The sequence below is a fragment of the Fluviibacter sp. genome (assembly GCF_057744235.1).
In genome coordinates this window covers 60625-74912 of the sequence record NZ_JBIJFP010000007.1, presented here as the reverse complement: position 1 = coordinate 74912, position 14288 = coordinate 60625, and the positions used below count along the sequence as shown (strand labels likewise).

Genomic DNA, 14288 nt, shown 5'->3' with positions numbered 1-14288 from the left:
AAACCAAGTCAAGCGTTTTCCAACTTTATCCTGCAGATCGGCTGCAAGTGTTGTTACTACGCCCTTTCGGTCTAGCTTGCGCTGGGTCGATAAACTCGTAGCGGCCCATAGCGCGCCCGCCAGGAGGCAATGACCAAAAAAAAACGCGGAACCACACGAGCGATTCCGCGTAAATCCACACCAAAGGAGGAGGGTGGAGGAGACAATCTGACAGATAAGACTACTATCTGTGCCACAAGATCAATGTAGCGATAAATCTCTAAAATTGCAAGGCTTTTCTTGCACCGCAAAAATAATTCACGCGTCGATTCAATCCCCTGACGTTGCATCATACGTGAGCACCGTAAAAATTTTAGTCCCTTGAAATTAAAAGGTTTTATTTATTTATTCGTCAATGAGTAACTTTCATCTGACAGCAACAGCAAGATGCAGGCCCCATAAAATGTTGCGTCGCAACAACGCGTACGTCTCATGGAAAGCCATCATCGGCCGCACAAACTGCCCCACCCCATTTACAATTCTGCCCTCAACTTTTCTTACGCTTACCGGAGCCCGCCATGGAATGCCGCGTCACCTGGACTGATCATATGACTTTTGTTGCCGAAACGGGCAGCGGCCACCAGGTCACGATGGACGGGCCGCCTGACCTGGGTGGTCGCAACCTCGGGCCACGCCCGATGGAAATGATGCTGGCTGGCGCGGGTGGCTGTACGGCCTTTGATGTGGTGCTGATTCTTCAGCGCGGTCGCCACCCGGTAACGGGTTGCCAGGTTGAAATGAGCGCCGAGCGGGCCGAAACCGAGCCCAAGGTGTTTACCAAGCTGCATCTGCACTACATTGTGACGGGCAACCAGCTCAAGCGCGATGCCGTGGAACGCGCCATTACCCTGTCCAAAGACAAGTACTGCTCGGCAACCGCCATGCTGGGGGCCACTGCCGAGATCACCTGGGACCTGGATCTCCGAGACGCAGCCGCGGCTTAAATCCGATAGGACAGCCCGGTCATCACCTTGGCGGTCTGCTGCATCATCTGCTTCACCAGGGGCGGAAACTGGGCGGCCCCCAGGGCTTCTGCCGTCTGCGCATGCGAGGTTTCATCCATCGCCATCTGCCCAATGATGGCTGCGCTCTTGGCATCGGCTTCCGGCAAACGCGCTAGATGGCTTTCCAGATGCGCCGTGACCTGCTTTTCGGTTTCTGCTAAGAAGCCAAGATTCCAGCGGTCGCCCAACTTGCCCGCAATCACACCCATCGTCAGCGAACCGGCATACCAGAGCGGGTTCAGCCAGCTCGTATGACTACCTAACTCTTTCAGTCGTTGCTCTGTCCAGGCCAGATGTTCGACCTCTTCATGAGCTGCCTCACGCAAGGCATCACGCACTGCCGGGTCTCGCGAGGTCAGCGCCTGCCCCTGATACAACGCTTGGGCGCAGACCTCACCGCTGTGGTTTACGCGCATCAGGCCCGCGACGTGTCGACGCTCGGCTTCGGACAGATCCGCTTCCGGCAAGCCGGCATCGGGATGTGGTCGCACACTGCGCTGTAACGCAAACAGGGTCCGCAGGACCTTATCCGTTTCAATGATCAGGGTATCTATGTTCATCGTGTCACCTTAGTGAGGTTGTAGCCGGACCGGTTTTTAGACGCTCAATGGCGACTTCTGCACTCTGCGGCGGTTCCATCTCGATACAAAAATACTCATAGGCCAGCACAGCCGGATAGCCGTTGTGCATCTTATGCTGCTGCTTCTGCATCAGAATCCAGGAAGACCCTTTGCTTTCAACCCAGCTGCCATCCGGCTGCCCGAAGGCATAAAGACGGCGCTCACGGGTTTTGCAGCGCAAACCCTCGTAATTAATCGTGCGTGCACCACCGTCAGACTCGATGACCACGGTATAGCGCACCACGCCATCCGCGCCGACGGATACACTGGACGGATCCACAAAAAAACGGTTGGCGTTGGACACATTGACCTCGAAAGGCAACAGTTTGTCCTTGTCGGGAGCGGCTGGCAGCGTGTACTTCTCTTCCTGCCAGACCTTCTTGTCTTCTTCGGATTCCTGGTAGTCGTAGCACTCGTAGTATTTACGGGTGTCACACTCGACGGCTGCCTGAGACCCCCCCATTAGCATGAAACTCGCGAGCGACCCTACACAGCAGCGAACCAGGGCTTCAAACCGAGTCATACACCGCCCTCCGCTTTGGCGGAATCACTCACGTCCACTATAGGGACTGCACCATCCGATTTGTGACCGTGTTGCGGTAGGCGGCGACCACGACGCCCCAATGCCGGATGACGCAACCGGTCCGCATTCAGGAACGGTTCCAGCTCGCCCAGGGCCAACTGGTAGACATTGCGCTTGAACTCAACCACCGCGTCTAACGGCACCCAGTACTGGCTCCAGCGCCATGCATCGAATTCCGGGTGTGACGTCGCCCGCAACTGCACGTGATGATCCCCGCCGGTCAGACGTAACAGGTACCAGATCTGCTTCTGGCCCTTGTAATTGCCACGCCACTCCCGACGAATCCACTGTTCCGGCACTTCATAGCGCAACCAGTCCCGCGTACGGCCGAGAATCTTGACGTGCTCGGCCGCAAGCCCCACCTCCTCATGCAATTCACGGTACATGGCTTCTTCGGGAGACTCTCCGCGCTTGATACCACCCTGCGGAAACTGCCAGGCATGCTCCCTGACCCGCTTGCCCCAGAAGACTTCGTTACGTGCATTGCAGAGAATGATGCCGACGTTGGGGCGATAGCCTTCACGATCTAGCATAAATCACCTGCGTAAATTTGAAATTGCCCTGATTCTGGCACATCCGGCACCCAGACGAAAGCCGGCATCCGTTAGAATGCCGTTTTTCCGCTTTATTTCATTGGCCGCGGCACCTGACTTCCGGGTGAGTGCCCCGCGCTGATGCCTTATCAGGGTTCACTATGCGCTCTTCCCAGTTTCTCATCACCACGCTTAAAGAAGCCCCGTCTGACGCCGACGTCATCAGCCAGAAGCTGATGCTGCGCGCCGGTTTGATCCGCCGCCTGGCCTCGGGCGTCTATACCTGGAGCCCGATGGGTCTGCGCACACTGCGCAAGGTTGAAGCCATTATCCGCGATGAAATGAACCGCGCCGGCGCACTAGAAATGCTCATGCCAGCTGTGCAACCCTTTGAATTATGGCAAGAGTCCGGCCGCGGCGAGCAGTATGGCCCCGAGCTACTGCGTTTCAAGGATCGCCACCAGCGCGACTTCGTGATCGGTCCAACGCACGAAGAAGTGGTCACCGATTTCGTCCGCAAGGAAATTAAGAGCTATCGCCAGCTGCCGATTCATTTGTATCAGATCCAGAACAAATTCCGCGACGAGATCCGCCCGCGCTTCGGCGTGATGCGCGGCCGCGAGTTCCTGATGAAGGACGGTTACTCCTTTCACACCAGCTTTGAAGACCTGCAACGCGAATACCGCGTGATGTACGACACCTATAGCCGCATCTTCACACGTCTGGGCCTGCGCTTCCGTGCTGTTGCCGCCGACACCGGCTCTATTGGTGGTACCGGTTCACACGAATTTCACGTGCTGGCCGACTCGGGCGAAGACGATATTGCCTTCTGCCCCACCTCCGACTTTGCGGCCAATGTTGAGCTGGCAGAAGCCCTGGCACCGGCAACAACACGCCCATCAGCCAGCGCACCGCTGGTTCGTGTTGCCACACCCAAGCAATCGCGTTGCGAGGACGTCGCCAAAGCACTCAACATCCCTTTATCCGCTCTGGTTAAAACCCTGGCCATCGTGCCGGAAGTGGCTGAAGGCGAAAGCGCCCAACTCGTCCTGTTGCTGCTGCGCGGCGACCACGAACTCAACGAAATTAAAGCCGGCAAAATTACCGGCATCGGCGACTTCCGCTTTGCCCGTGAAGATGAAGTCAAAGAAGCGCTGGGTTGCATCCCCGGCTTTATCGGCCCGGTGGGTATTGAAACCGGCATCCGCGTCATCGCTGACCGCAGTGTTGCGGTCATGGCAGACTTTGCCTGCGGTGCCAACGCCTACGACACGCACCTGACCGGCGCCAACTTTGGCCGCGACCTCCCGGAACCGGAAGTGGCCGATATCCGGAACGTGGTGAGTGGTGACCCATCGCCTGACGGCAAAGGCACACTGGAAATTGTGCGCGGTATTGAAGTCGGCCATATTTTTCAGCTGCGCACCAAGTATGCCGAAGCCTTGGGCTGCACCTTCCTCAATGAGCAAGGTAAAAACGAAGTGATGGAGATGGGCTGCTACGGTATCGGCGTCACCCGTATCGTGGGTTCGGCCATCGAGCAAAACCATGACGACAAAGGCATCGCCTTCCCGACCGCCATCGCGCCGTTCACCGTGGCGATCGTTCCGATGGGTTATCACAAGTCACCGGCCATTCAACAAGCTGCGAGTGAGCTTTATGAAGAGCTCATCGCTGCCGGTTTTGACGTACTGCTGGATGATCGGAACGAACGCCCGGGTGTGATGTTTGCCGACATGGAATTGATTGGTATTCCGCAGCGCCTGGTGGTTGGCGAAAAGGGTCTGGCTGCAGGCCAGATCGAAGCCAAAGGCCGCCGCGATGCGGAACCAACGATGATTGATCGGGCAGGCGTTGTGGATTATCTGCGCAAAGCGCTGGCCCAATAAATCAAAAAGGTAACTTGCCGCCAAACATCGACTTAGCGCCTCGCATCATCTTCATCATGCCGCCCTTGCCTTTGAACATGCTGCCGAATTGCTTCATCATCTTCTGCGTCTGTTCATACTGATTCAGCAAGCGGTTCACGTCCTGCACCTGCACCCCCGCCCCTGTGGCGATTCGGCGTTTGCGGCTGGCCTTGATCAGCTCGGGGTTGGTTCGCTCATTCGGCGTCATGCTGTCGATGATGCCTTGAATCTGACGCGACATTTTGTCGTCGCTCCCTGCCGGCATTTTCGCCGCGGCTTCGGCAAACTGCGCCGGTAGCTTGTCCATCAAGGCGGTCATCCCCCCCATCTGACGCATCTGCGCGACCTGGGCACGAAAATCGTTGAGATCGAAGCCTTTGCCCGACTTGATCTTCTGGGCCATCGCCTGAGCCTGCCCCATATCCACCTGCTGCGAGGCGGCTTCAACCAGCGACAGGATATCGCCCATCCCCAGGATGCGCGATGCCATTCGGTCAGGGTAAAACGGTTCCAGCCCATCAAGTTTTTCAGCGACACCCACAAACTTGATCGGCTTGCCGGTCACGGCACGTACCGAGAGTGCCGCCCCCCCTCGCGCATCACCATCCAGCTTGGTCAGAACAACACCGGTGAGTGGCAGTGCTTCGTTAAAGGCCTTGGCCGTGTTCACGGCATCCTGGCCCAGCATGGCATCGACCACAAACAGGGTTTCGATCGGATTCAGCTGGGCGTGCAATGCCTTGATCTCATCCATCATGGCCTGATCAATCGCCAGACGACCGGCCGTATCAACGATGAGGACTTCTTCATGGTGTTTACGGGCCCAATCCACGGCGGCGGCCGCAATCTCCAGCGGCTTCTGATCCGGTGAAGACGGGAAGAATTCGGCCCCCACCTGGCCCGCAACGTGCTTGAGCTGCTCAATGGCCGCGGGACGGTAGACGTCACAGGAAACGACCATGACTTTTTTCTTATGGTGCTGCTTAAGCCAGCGCGCCAGCTTACCGACCGTGGTGGTCTTACCCGCGCCCTGCAAACCCGCCATAAGAATAATCGCCGGCGGTTGCTGATTCAGCGCCAGCGGCACCTGGGCTTCGCCCATGAGCTGCTTGAGCTGATCGTGCACCACACCCACAAATGCCTGGCCCGGCGTCAGGGAACCAACGACATCCGTCCCCAGCGCTTTTTCCTTGACCTGGGCGACAAAGTCCTTGACCACCGACAACGACACGTCGGCCTCCAGCAGCGCCATACGTACTTCGCGCAGGGCATCGCCAATATTAGCCTCGGTCATGCGGGCTTCACCCCGCATAGTTTTCATCACACGGCTTAAGCGTTGGGTCAGATTTTCCAGCATTGATCAGTCTCGGACATTTGTTAGGGCTACGTGATATAAATGTAGCTTATGTCTCCAATTGTATCGCTTCCCTTTCCACTCGCCACGATCCTGACGATCATTGCTGCCATTGCCTATGGCATTCTCACCTGGCAAGTATTGCATCAGGTTGCTCGTCAATCAGCTTCCCGGCTGGCCAAACACCTTGCACCGGGCACTCAGCACAGGGCTTCGGCCGGGGTGACCCCGGCTTTACTGGGCTTTGCGATCGCAGTTCATGGTGCCGCGCTCTATCTGGACATGTTCGGCGGTGGTACCGTCCGTTTTTCCTTTGCGCTGACGGTATCGGTCATTCTCTGGCTGGCCGTGCTCCTGCATGGATTTGAAAGCCTGGCCTACAAGCAACGCGGCCTACTGGCGCTGATTCTGCCGACAGCCACTGCGGGTGTGCTACTACCCCTGATCTTTCCGGTTGAACATCCGCTGGTGCACATCGATGCCTGGCTGTTCCGGGTCCACTTTATCCTCGCCATGCTGGCATATGGGGTATTCCTCCTGGCAACCTTACAGGCCTGCCTACTATGGATCGCCGAACGGGATTTGCACCACCCGGCCAAACTGACGACCGAGCAGCGCTTTCCACCACTGCTGCGCATGGAAAACCTGCTGTTCCGCATGCTGGGTATCGCCTTTTTACTGCTCACAGCCTCACTGGCAACCGGCCTGCTGGTCTCCGAGCAATTCTACGGCCAGTGGATCCGTGCGGATCATAAAACTATTTTTGCCTTTCTATCCTGGGTGATATTCGGCGCATTACTTGTTGGCCGACGGCTGCGCGGGTGGCGCGGTGCCAAAGCCACCGCCTGGACCATCACGGGTTTTGTCATGCTGCTCCTGGCCTATGTCGGTAGCCGATTCGTCCTGGAAATTCTGCTCGATCGGGCACCATGAGCATTCTGGCCCGCGCACTGATCCAGAGCGGGCTCATCGCCGACACCCAGGCAATAGAACGCTGCGTGCAGCGTGCCCACCAGCGGCAAACGAGCCTCCCGGCAGAGCTCGTGACTGCAGCGCTGATCGACAGCAAATCCCTGACGCAGTTTATCGCCAATACCTTCGGGGTTCCCTGTCTTGACGCAGCGTTGCCTGCCGCAGCGTCCAGGGCACCGCTGGTCAACCTCACACCGACGCCCCGATATCTGGCTGTTGACCTGAATGGCAAGCGCTTGCAGCTTGCTATGGCAGATCCCACCGATGATGAACTCATCAGCACCTTGCGCTTTCAGACCGCCCTCGAAATCGATCCCTGTGTCGCCAATGTTGAGATGCTGGCGCGTTTGGCTGAACGTGCGGAGCAACGCACATCCAACGTCCGAGCCGACCCCAGCCGGAACAACTCAGTCGCCGACCAACAGATCGAAGATGCCCCCGTTGTCCGCTTTCTGCAGAAAACACTTAGTGTGGCCATTGAGCGCGGCGCATCAGATATTCATTTCGAACCGTACGAGCACAACTATCGGATCCGTTACCGAATCGACGGGATTCTGCAGCCACAAACAGCACCACCCGACGACTTTAAGGATATGGTGGCATCCCGTCTGAAGATTCTGGCTAAACTCGACATTGCCGAAAAACGGTTACCACAGGACGGCCAGCTTCGCGCCCGCACCGATGATGGGACGCTGGTAGACCTGCGTATCAGCACCATGCCGACCTTGTATGGTGAAAAAATCGTACTGCGCATTCTAGACAGACAAGATGCCCGTTTATCGATCAATGAACTCGGGCTCACCCCTGGCCAACTCAAACAACTGATGCAAGCCATTCAGCAGCCCAGCGGCATGATCCTGGTCACCGGCCCGACGGGTTCTGGCAAGACCGTCACGCTGTACGCTTGCCTGAACGAACTCAATCAGACCGGCACCAACATCGCTACTGTCGAAGACCCGGTGGAAATCCCAGTGCAAGGGATCAATCAGGTCAACATTGATGAGCGGACCGGTCTTAGTTTCGCTGTTGCGCTTCGCGCCTTCATGCGACAGGATCCGGATATCCTCATGGTCGGCGAAATTCGCGATACGGAAACCGCCGAGATTGCTGTCAAGGCCGCGCAAACGGGCCACCTCGTTCTTTCCACACTGCATACCCGTTCAGCCCCCGCCACCCTGGAGCGCTTACGCCAACTGGGCTTGCCGGATTACAGCGTGGCGGGCAGCGTCTTGCTGGTCATCGCCCAACGCCTGGTGCGCCGATTATGTGACTGCCGGACACCGGTGACCCTGTCAGAGATGGTGCTGCGTGACGCTGGATTTAGCGACACCGATCTCCGGGCACTGAACGAAGGCGCATGGCAACTCTACCAGCCAATCGGTTGCCCCCGATGTCATGGCACCGGGTACCGTGGCCGCATCGGGATTTTCGAAGTCATGCCAGTCACCAGCGCACTACAGAACATCATGTTACACAGTGGCAGCGCCAGCGATCTGGCACGACAATGCCAACTGGATGGTATTCAGAGTCTGCGCCAGGCAGGGTTGACCAAAGTTCGGGCTGGTCTAACATCGCTGACCGAGATCCTGGCCGAAACCGAAACGCCAATCAGCGCCAACATCGATGGCTGATACCGGGCGAACTCGACGCTATCAGTGGTCTGGGTTTTCCCAGAATGGCGCCCAGCTCAATGGCGACATTAACGCCACCAGCGAAGTGCGGGCTCGGGTTGAGCTGCGTCGGCGCGGTATCACCCCGACCCGCATTCAACGCCCCTGGGGCATGACGCCGCGCATTCCGGACAAAATCGTCACATTGGTGCTACGCCAGATGGCTACGCTGATTCACGCCGGTATCCCGCTACTATCGGCGCTGGAAGTCCTGGCCAAGGGCCAGGAGTTTGCCGCGATGAACCGTGTCCTGTTAGACATGCGCACCGATTTGCAGATGGGGCGAAGTCTCGCCCAATCCATGCAGCAGCATCCCGATCTGTTCGATGCATTAACTTGTGCGCTCGTCTCCGCCGGTGAGCAGGCCGGGCTGCTGGACGTGATGCTGGAACGGATTGCCATCTATCGCGAAAAAATGCTGGCCATCCGTGGCCGTGTCCGCAGCGCACTGGCTTATCCGGTCGCTATTCTGGGGATTGCCTTCATTGTCACGATTCTGATGCTCACGCTGGTCGTCCCGGCGTTCGAAAGCACCTTCAGCAGCTTTGGTGCCACCCTACCCTGGGCAACCCGATTACTGCTGGATGGGGCACAAACCCTACAGACCTATGGCCTGTCTATGCTGGCCCTCAGCGGCGGCCTCATCTGGCTGCTCTATCACCGCTGGTCTAAAAATTCAGTCTGGCAAACACAGACGGATCGCTGGCTGCTTCGCTTACCGGGCATAGGGCGTCTTCTGCAGCAAGCCGCGCTGGCTCGCTGGAGCCAAACCCTTTGTAGCCTGATCGGCGCTGGCATTCCTGTGCTTGATGCCCTGCTTCCCGCGGGTCAGAGTGCTGGTAACCGCAGTTTTGCGATGGCCTCGCAGAAAATTCATCGGCAATTGCAACAGGGTGTCAGCCTGTCTGCCAGCCTTCAGTCTCACGCCGTCTTTTCACCCCTGGTGGTGCAGATGGTGGCTGTCGGCGAAGAATCCGGCGCTCTGGATCAGATGTTGAATAAGGTTGCGGGCATTTACGAGCAAGAGGTGAGCGACACCGTCAGCATGCTCGGCAACTTGCTGGAGCCTCTACTCATGGTCATTCTGGGCCTGCTCATCGGCGGTATGGTCATTGCGATGTATCTGCCGATCTTCCAACTGGGCAACGTGCTTTAACGCGGCCTACAGAAATCGCCCAGAGTCCGCTATAATCAAGGGTTTGGAACTTATCTGCCGCTGTGCGGCGAACCGATGAAACGCTACTTCATTACCGGCCTACTGATCTGGGCGCCGCTCGGCATCACGATCTGGGTGCTCTCATTCATTCTGGGACTGATGGATCAATCCATCATGCTGCTCCCAGCTGCCTGGCAGCCACGAGCCCTGCTCGGCTTTCATCTGCCCGGCATCGGTGCACTACTCACACTGCTGGTGGTCTTTGTCACCGGCCTGCTGACGGCCAACTTTATCGGCCAGCGCCTGGTACGCTGGTGGGAAGCCCTGCTGCATCGCATTCCAGTCGTTCGCTCGGTGTACCAGAGCGTCAAACAGATTTCAGACACCGTTTTTTCCCCTTCGGGGCAGGCCTTTCGCCAAGCCGTGCTGGTCCAGTACCCGCGCCAGGGCAGCTGGACGATCGGTTTTCTGACTGGCACGCCGGGCGGCGAAATCGCCGAGCACCTGGGCCAGAATATGGTCAGCCTGTACGTCCCGACGACGCCGAATCCGACCTCCGGTTTTTTCCTGATGGTGCCTAAAGCCGATGTCGTCGAACTCGACATGTCGGTGGAAGATGCCCTCAAATATCTGATTTCGATGGGCGTCGTTGCGCCCACCGCGCCCAAAACGCTGACGACGAAGCTGGATGCCCCGCAGGCAGACACTTATGTCGGCGACTGATTTCCACCCTGAAGAAAAGCAAGACACCTCATGCGTACTCACTACTGTAGCGACCTCAACCCTTCGCTCAACGAACAGATCGTCACCCTATGTGGCTGGGCACATCGCCGCCGTGACCATGGTGGCGTGATCTTTATCGACCTGCGTGACCGCAGCGGTCTGGCCCAGGTCGTGTGTGACCCGGATCGTGCCGAGATGTTCAAGATTGCCGAGGATGTGCGTGGTGAGTTCTGCCTGAAGATCACCGGTAAAGTGCGCCCACGTCCGGCCGGCACCGAAAACACCTCGCTCGCCTCGGGCGGCATTGAAGTGCTCTGCCATGAGATCGAGGTGCTCAACGCAGCCGTCACCCCCCCGTTCCAGGTCGATGAAGAGCACCTGTCGGAAAACGTACGCCTGACACACCGTGTCATCGATCTGCGCCGCCCGGCCATGCAGAAGAATCTGCAATTGCGTTATCGCGTCGCACGTGCCTTCCGCCGCTACCTTGATGACAACGGTTTCATCGATATCGAAACGCCCATGCTGACCAAATCGACACCGGAAGGTGCGCGTGATTACCTGGTCCCGTCGCGCGTCCATCCGGGCCAGTTTTTTGCCCTGCCCCAGTCGCCGCAGCTGTTCAAGCAGCTGCTCATGGTGGCTGGCTTCGACCGTTACTACCAGATCGTCAAATGCTTCCGCGACGAAGATCTGCGTGCCGACCGTCAGCCTGAATTTACCCAGGTTGATATCGAAACATCGTTCCTGAGCGAAGAAGAGATCATGGGCCTGATGGAAGGCATGATCCGCTATGTCTTCAAGGATGCCATGGAGGTGGATCTACCAAACCCGTTCCCACGGATGAGCTATGGCGAAGCCATGGCCCGTTTCGGTTCGGACAAACCCGATCTGCGCGTCACGCTGGAACTGACCGATGTGACGGATGCGGTTGCCGATGTAGCGTTTAAGGTATTCAGCGGCCCGGCAACCACCGGTGGCCGTGTGGCCGCCATGCGTATCCCGGGTGGTGCATCCCTCTCGCGTGGTGAGATTGACGAGTACACCAAGTTCGTCGGCATTTACGGTGCCCGCGGCCTGGCGTACATCAAGGTGAACGATGCCAGCCAGATCAACGAAACCGGTCTGCAATCGCCGATCGTCAAGAACCTGCATGAAGCCTCGCTCAAGACGATTATCGAACGTACAGGTGCCCAGAGTGGCGATCTGATTTTCTTCGGCGCCGATAAGACCAAGGTCGTCAACGATGCCCTCGGCGCGCTGCGCGTCAAGATCGGCCATGAAAAGAACTTTATGACCGGCGTGACTTGGGCACCGCTCTGGGTCGTCGATTTCCCGATGTTCGAATACGACGAGGACGACAAGCGCTGGACGGCCTGTCACCATCCGTTCACCAGCCCGAAGGATGATCACATTGCTCTGCTGACGACCGACCCGGGCAAATGCCTGGCCAAGGCCTACGACCTGGCGCTGAATGGCTGGGAAATCGGTGGTGGCTCGGTCCGTATCCACCGCGCCGATGTGCAGCAAACGGTGTTCGAAGCGCTCGGTATCGGCGAAGAAGAAGCCCAGATCAAATTCGGCTTCCTGCTCGACGCCCTGAAGTACGGCGCACCGCCGCATGGTGGCCTGGCCTTCGGTCTGGATCGCATTGTCACCATGATGACCGGTGCCGAATCGATCCGCGACGTCATTGCGTTCCCGAAAACCCAGCGTGCCCAGTGTCTGCTGACCAATGCACCGTCGGATGTCGATGAGAAGCAACTGCGCGAACTACACATCCGTCTGCGCCAACCGGCACCGACCGACGCTGCCAAAGCACCGGCAGCCTGACCGAAAGACCGCGTGAACCCCGCTGCGTTCGCCCGCCTGCTCGAAGACTCCGAGCGGGCGGGGGTTTACCACCTGACGCCCGGCGGCATTGAAGCACTCCCCGAGGCCTGCCGTCAGGCCGATCTGGAGCTGATTCTTGTTCCTCTGCGGGAAACTCCCCGCATGGCCGATGCGCTGGAGATCCTGACCCGGGCCACCCTGTGCCCGGCACATGAAGGTGCGCACCTGGATGATCTGTCGGAAATGCTGAGTGACTTCTCGTGGTTGCCGGCCACTGGCTATGTGCTACTCATTGAAGATGCCGACAATCTGATTGCGTCTGACCCCACTGGGGTACACAAGCTGCTCGAAGCCCTGCAAGGGGCCTGTCATCACTGGCAGGGCCAGGAAGTGCCTTTCTGGGCATTTATCGGACTGCGTGGGGATGGCGTGGCCTTGCTCCCCATGATCGGCTGATTCTGACGTCCATGGCCACGGCATACAAACGCCCGGAATCGGTCCTGGTGGTCATCTACACCCCCGACTTACAGGTTTTGTTACTGGAGCGCGCCAAACACCCCGGTTACTGGCAATCGGTCACCGGTAGCCGCGAAGCCGGTGAAAGCTTGACCGAAACTGCGCTGCGAGAAGTCCACGAAGAAACCGGCCTCACCCTGTCAGCGGCAGATCTGCTGGCGTGGCCAGGCGAGAACGTGTACGAGATCATGCCAGAATGGCGGCATCGCTATGCGCCGGATGTCACGCACAACAGAGAGCGCGTTTTTTCCGTATGCCTGCCTGCCGTATGCGATATCCGCATCAGCCCCGACGAACATCGCGCCTGGCGCTGGGTTGCCCATAATGAGGCTGCGGCCGCCTGCTTTTCCGCCAGCAACCGCGAGGCAATTCTGCAACTTCCGGTCATCGGCCGGTCATAAGACTTTGCGAAGATGCCCATGCTCGCTACAATCGCCGCCAACCATATTCCTATTTTCTGACCGACGGATTTGATATGACCCTCGCTCAAGCGCACGAGAACATCGCCCTCGAAGCCAAAGTCCTGGCCGAAGCCCTGCCTTTCCTCAAACGCTTCCATGGCAAGACCATTGTCGTGAAATACGGCGGCAATGCCATGACGGAAGAGAGCCTCAAGCAATCCTTCGCCAATGACGTGGTGCTCCTCAAACTCGTCGGTCTGAACCCGGTGGTGGTCCACGGCGGTGGTCCACAAATCGAGCAGATGCTGACGCAGGTCGGCAAAAAGGGCGAGTTCATTCAGGGCATGCGGGTGACGGATGCCGAAACCATGAGCGTGGTTGAAATGGTGCTCGGCGGTGCCGTGAACAAGGAAATCGTTGCACTGATCAACCATAACGGCGGCAAAGCAGTCGGCCTGACCGGCAAAGATGCCGGCCTGATTCGCGCCAAGCGCCTCATGCTGCCCAAACAGGGCAATCCTTCAGAATTGATCGACATTGGGCTGGTTGGCGATATTCAGCAGATTGATCCGTCGATCGTGCATCACCTGGTGTCGGGTGCCTTCATTCCGGTCATCGCACCGATTGGCTATGGCCCCGATGGTGAAACCTACAACATCAATGCGGACGTCGTCGCCGGCAAGATGGCCGAAGTCCTGGGTGCCGAGAAGCTGGTGCTGCTGACCAACACGCCGGGCGTTCTGGACAAAGCCGGCAACCTACTCACCGGTCTGACTCCCCGGGATATCGACGACATGGTTGCCGATGGCACCCTCTCGGGCGGTATGCTGCCGAAGATCTCGTCAGCGCTTGATGCCGCCCGTAATGGTGTGAAGGGTGTGCACATCATCGATGGCCGTGTACCGCACGCCTTGCTGCTGGAAATCCTGACGCAGCATGGGGTGGGCACGATGATCAAATCCGCCTGATCGCTG

Annotated in this window: 14 protein-coding genes; 10 read left to right on the top strand and 4 right to left on the bottom strand. The window is 58.1% G+C overall.

The features are described from left to right. The first annotated feature begins 557 nt into the window (after positions 1-557). Entirely contained in the window at positions 558-983 is a 426-nt protein-coding gene (locus tag AC3GOJ_RS05645) for an OsmC family protein (RefSeq protein WP_488236491.1), read from the top strand. Here AC3GOJ_RS05645 and coq7 read toward each other — a convergent pair. Genes coq7 through AC3GOJ_RS05630 form a run of 3 tightly spaced genes read right to left on the bottom strand, consistent with a single transcriptional unit; the run spans position 980 to position 2779 of the window. Next, entirely contained in the window at positions 980-1603 is a 624-nt protein-coding gene (gene coq7, locus AC3GOJ_RS05640) for a 2-polyprenyl-3-methyl-6-methoxy-1,4-benzoquinone monooxygenase (protein ID WP_488236490.1), read from the bottom strand. The genes AC3GOJ_RS05645 and coq7 overlap by 4 nt on opposite strands. Positions 1604-1607: 4 nt before the next feature. Beyond that, positions 1608-2186, bottom strand: coding sequence for a CNP1-like family protein (locus AC3GOJ_RS05635; protein WP_488236489.1), 579 nt, complete (start codon positions 2184-2186; stop codon positions 1608-1610). Continuing rightward, on the bottom strand, positions 2183-2779 hold the full coding sequence (locus AC3GOJ_RS05630) for an RNA pyrophosphohydrolase (RefSeq protein WP_488236488.1): 597 nt from the start codon (positions 2777-2779) through the stop codon (positions 2183-2185). The genes AC3GOJ_RS05635 and AC3GOJ_RS05630 overlap by 4 nt, the downstream gene beginning before the upstream one ends. A gap of 161 nt (positions 2780-2940) precedes the next feature. Here AC3GOJ_RS05630 and AC3GOJ_RS05625 point away from each other — a divergent pair, with 161 nt between their 5' ends. Further along, positions 2941-4668, top strand: a complete 1728-nt coding sequence (locus AC3GOJ_RS05625; protein ID WP_488236487.1) for a proline--tRNA ligase — start codon at positions 2941-2943, stop codon at positions 4666-4668. 1 nt (position 4669) lies between these two features. Here the strand turns inward: AC3GOJ_RS05625 and ffh are convergent, their stop codons facing one another. Further along, entirely contained in the window at positions 4670-6046 is a 1377-nt protein-coding gene (gene ffh, locus AC3GOJ_RS05620) for a signal recognition particle protein (RefSeq protein WP_488236486.1), read from the bottom strand. A gap of 48 nt (positions 6047-6094) precedes the next feature. On the opposite strand from ffh, the gene AC3GOJ_RS05615 reads away from it, so the two are divergent. The 8 genes from AC3GOJ_RS05615 (at position 6095) to argB (ending at position 14282) form a co-directional block, all read left to right on the top strand. Continuing rightward, a complete protein-coding gene (locus AC3GOJ_RS05615) occupies positions 6095-6976 on the top strand; it encodes a cytochrome C assembly family protein (RefSeq protein ID WP_488236485.1) in 882 nt (293 codons plus the stop codon). Next, complete coding sequence (locus tag AC3GOJ_RS05610) at positions 6973-8646, top strand: GspE/PulE family protein (RefSeq protein ID WP_488236484.1); 1674 nt, start codon at positions 6973-6975, stop codon at positions 8644-8646. The genes AC3GOJ_RS05615 and AC3GOJ_RS05610 overlap by 4 nt, the downstream gene beginning before the upstream one ends. After that, entirely contained in the window at positions 8639-9841 is a 1203-nt protein-coding gene (locus AC3GOJ_RS05605) for a type II secretion system F family protein (protein WP_488236483.1), read from the top strand. Before AC3GOJ_RS05610 ends, AC3GOJ_RS05605 begins: the two co-directional genes overlap by 8 nt. A gap of 75 nt (positions 9842-9916) precedes the next feature. Further along, positions 9917-10564, top strand: a complete 648-nt coding sequence (locus tag AC3GOJ_RS05600) for a DUF502 domain-containing protein (RefSeq protein WP_488236482.1) — start codon at positions 9917-9919, stop codon at positions 10562-10564. A 30-nt stretch (positions 10565-10594) separates the two neighbouring features. Beyond that, positions 10595-12397 (top strand): aspartate--tRNA ligase, encoded by a 1803-nt coding sequence (gene aspS, locus AC3GOJ_RS05595; protein WP_488236481.1) that lies wholly within the window; start codon positions 10595-10597, stop codon positions 12395-12397. A 12-nt stretch (positions 12398-12409) separates the two neighbouring features. Then, positions 12410-12853: a barstar family protein gene (locus AC3GOJ_RS05590; RefSeq protein WP_488236480.1), complete on the top strand. Its 444-nt coding sequence runs from the start codon at positions 12410-12412 to the stop codon at positions 12851-12853. 11 nt (positions 12854-12864) lie between these two features. Next, positions 12865-13314 carry a dihydroneopterin triphosphate diphosphatase gene (gene nudB / locus AC3GOJ_RS05585; protein WP_488236479.1) on the top strand — a complete coding sequence of 150 codons (450 nt, stop codon included), beginning with the start codon at positions 12865-12867 and terminating at the stop codon, positions 13312-13314. A gap of 74 nt (positions 13315-13388) precedes the next feature. After that, positions 13389-14282, top strand: a complete 894-nt coding sequence (gene argB, locus AC3GOJ_RS05580) for an acetylglutamate kinase (protein ID WP_488236478.1) — start codon at positions 13389-13391, stop codon at positions 14280-14282. Positions 14283-14288 lie beyond the last annotated feature (6 nt).

What these genes read in the sequence shown, in the direction of transcription:
- AC3GOJ_RS05645 (WP_488236491.1), top strand. Translation starts at nt 558, where the DNA reads ATGGAATGCCGCGTCACCTGGACTGATCATATGACTTTTGTTGCCGAA.
- coq7 (WP_488236490.1), bottom strand. Translation starts at nt 1,603, where the DNA reads ATGAACATAGATACCCTGATCATTGAAACGGATAAGGTCCTGCGGACC.
- AC3GOJ_RS05635 (WP_488236489.1), bottom strand. Translation starts at nt 2,186, where the DNA reads ATGACTCGGTTTGAAGCCCTGGTTCGCTGCTGTGTAGGGTCGCTCGCG.
- AC3GOJ_RS05630 (WP_488236488.1), bottom strand. Translation starts at nt 2,779, where the DNA reads ATGCTAGATCGTGAAGGCTATCGCCCCAACGTCGGCATCATTCTCTGC.
- AC3GOJ_RS05625 (WP_488236487.1), top strand. Translation starts at nt 2,941, where the DNA reads ATGCGCTCTTCCCAGTTTCTCATCACCACGCTTAAAGAAGCCCCGTCT.
- ffh (WP_488236486.1), bottom strand. Translation starts at nt 6,046, where the DNA reads ATGCTGGAAAATCTGACCCAACGCTTAAGCCGTGTGATGAAAACTATG.
- AC3GOJ_RS05615 (WP_488236485.1), top strand. Translation starts at nt 6,095, where the DNA reads ATGTCTCCAATTGTATCGCTTCCCTTTCCACTCGCCACGATCCTGACG.
- AC3GOJ_RS05610 (WP_488236484.1), top strand. Translation starts at nt 6,973, where the DNA reads ATGAGCATTCTGGCCCGCGCACTGATCCAGAGCGGGCTCATCGCCGAC.
- AC3GOJ_RS05605 (WP_488236483.1), top strand. Translation starts at nt 8,639, where the DNA reads ATGGCTGATACCGGGCGAACTCGACGCTATCAGTGGTCTGGGTTTTCC.
- AC3GOJ_RS05600 (WP_488236482.1), top strand. Translation starts at nt 9,917, where the DNA reads ATGAAACGCTACTTCATTACCGGCCTACTGATCTGGGCGCCGCTCGGC.
- aspS (WP_488236481.1), top strand. Translation starts at nt 10,595, where the DNA reads ATGCGTACTCACTACTGTAGCGACCTCAACCCTTCGCTCAACGAACAG.
- nudB (WP_488236479.1), top strand. Translation starts at nt 12,865, where the DNA reads ATGGCCACGGCATACAAACGCCCGGAATCGGTCCTGGTGGTCATCTAC.
- argB (WP_488236478.1), top strand. Translation starts at nt 13,389, where the DNA reads ATGACCCTCGCTCAAGCGCACGAGAACATCGCCCTCGAAGCCAAAGTC.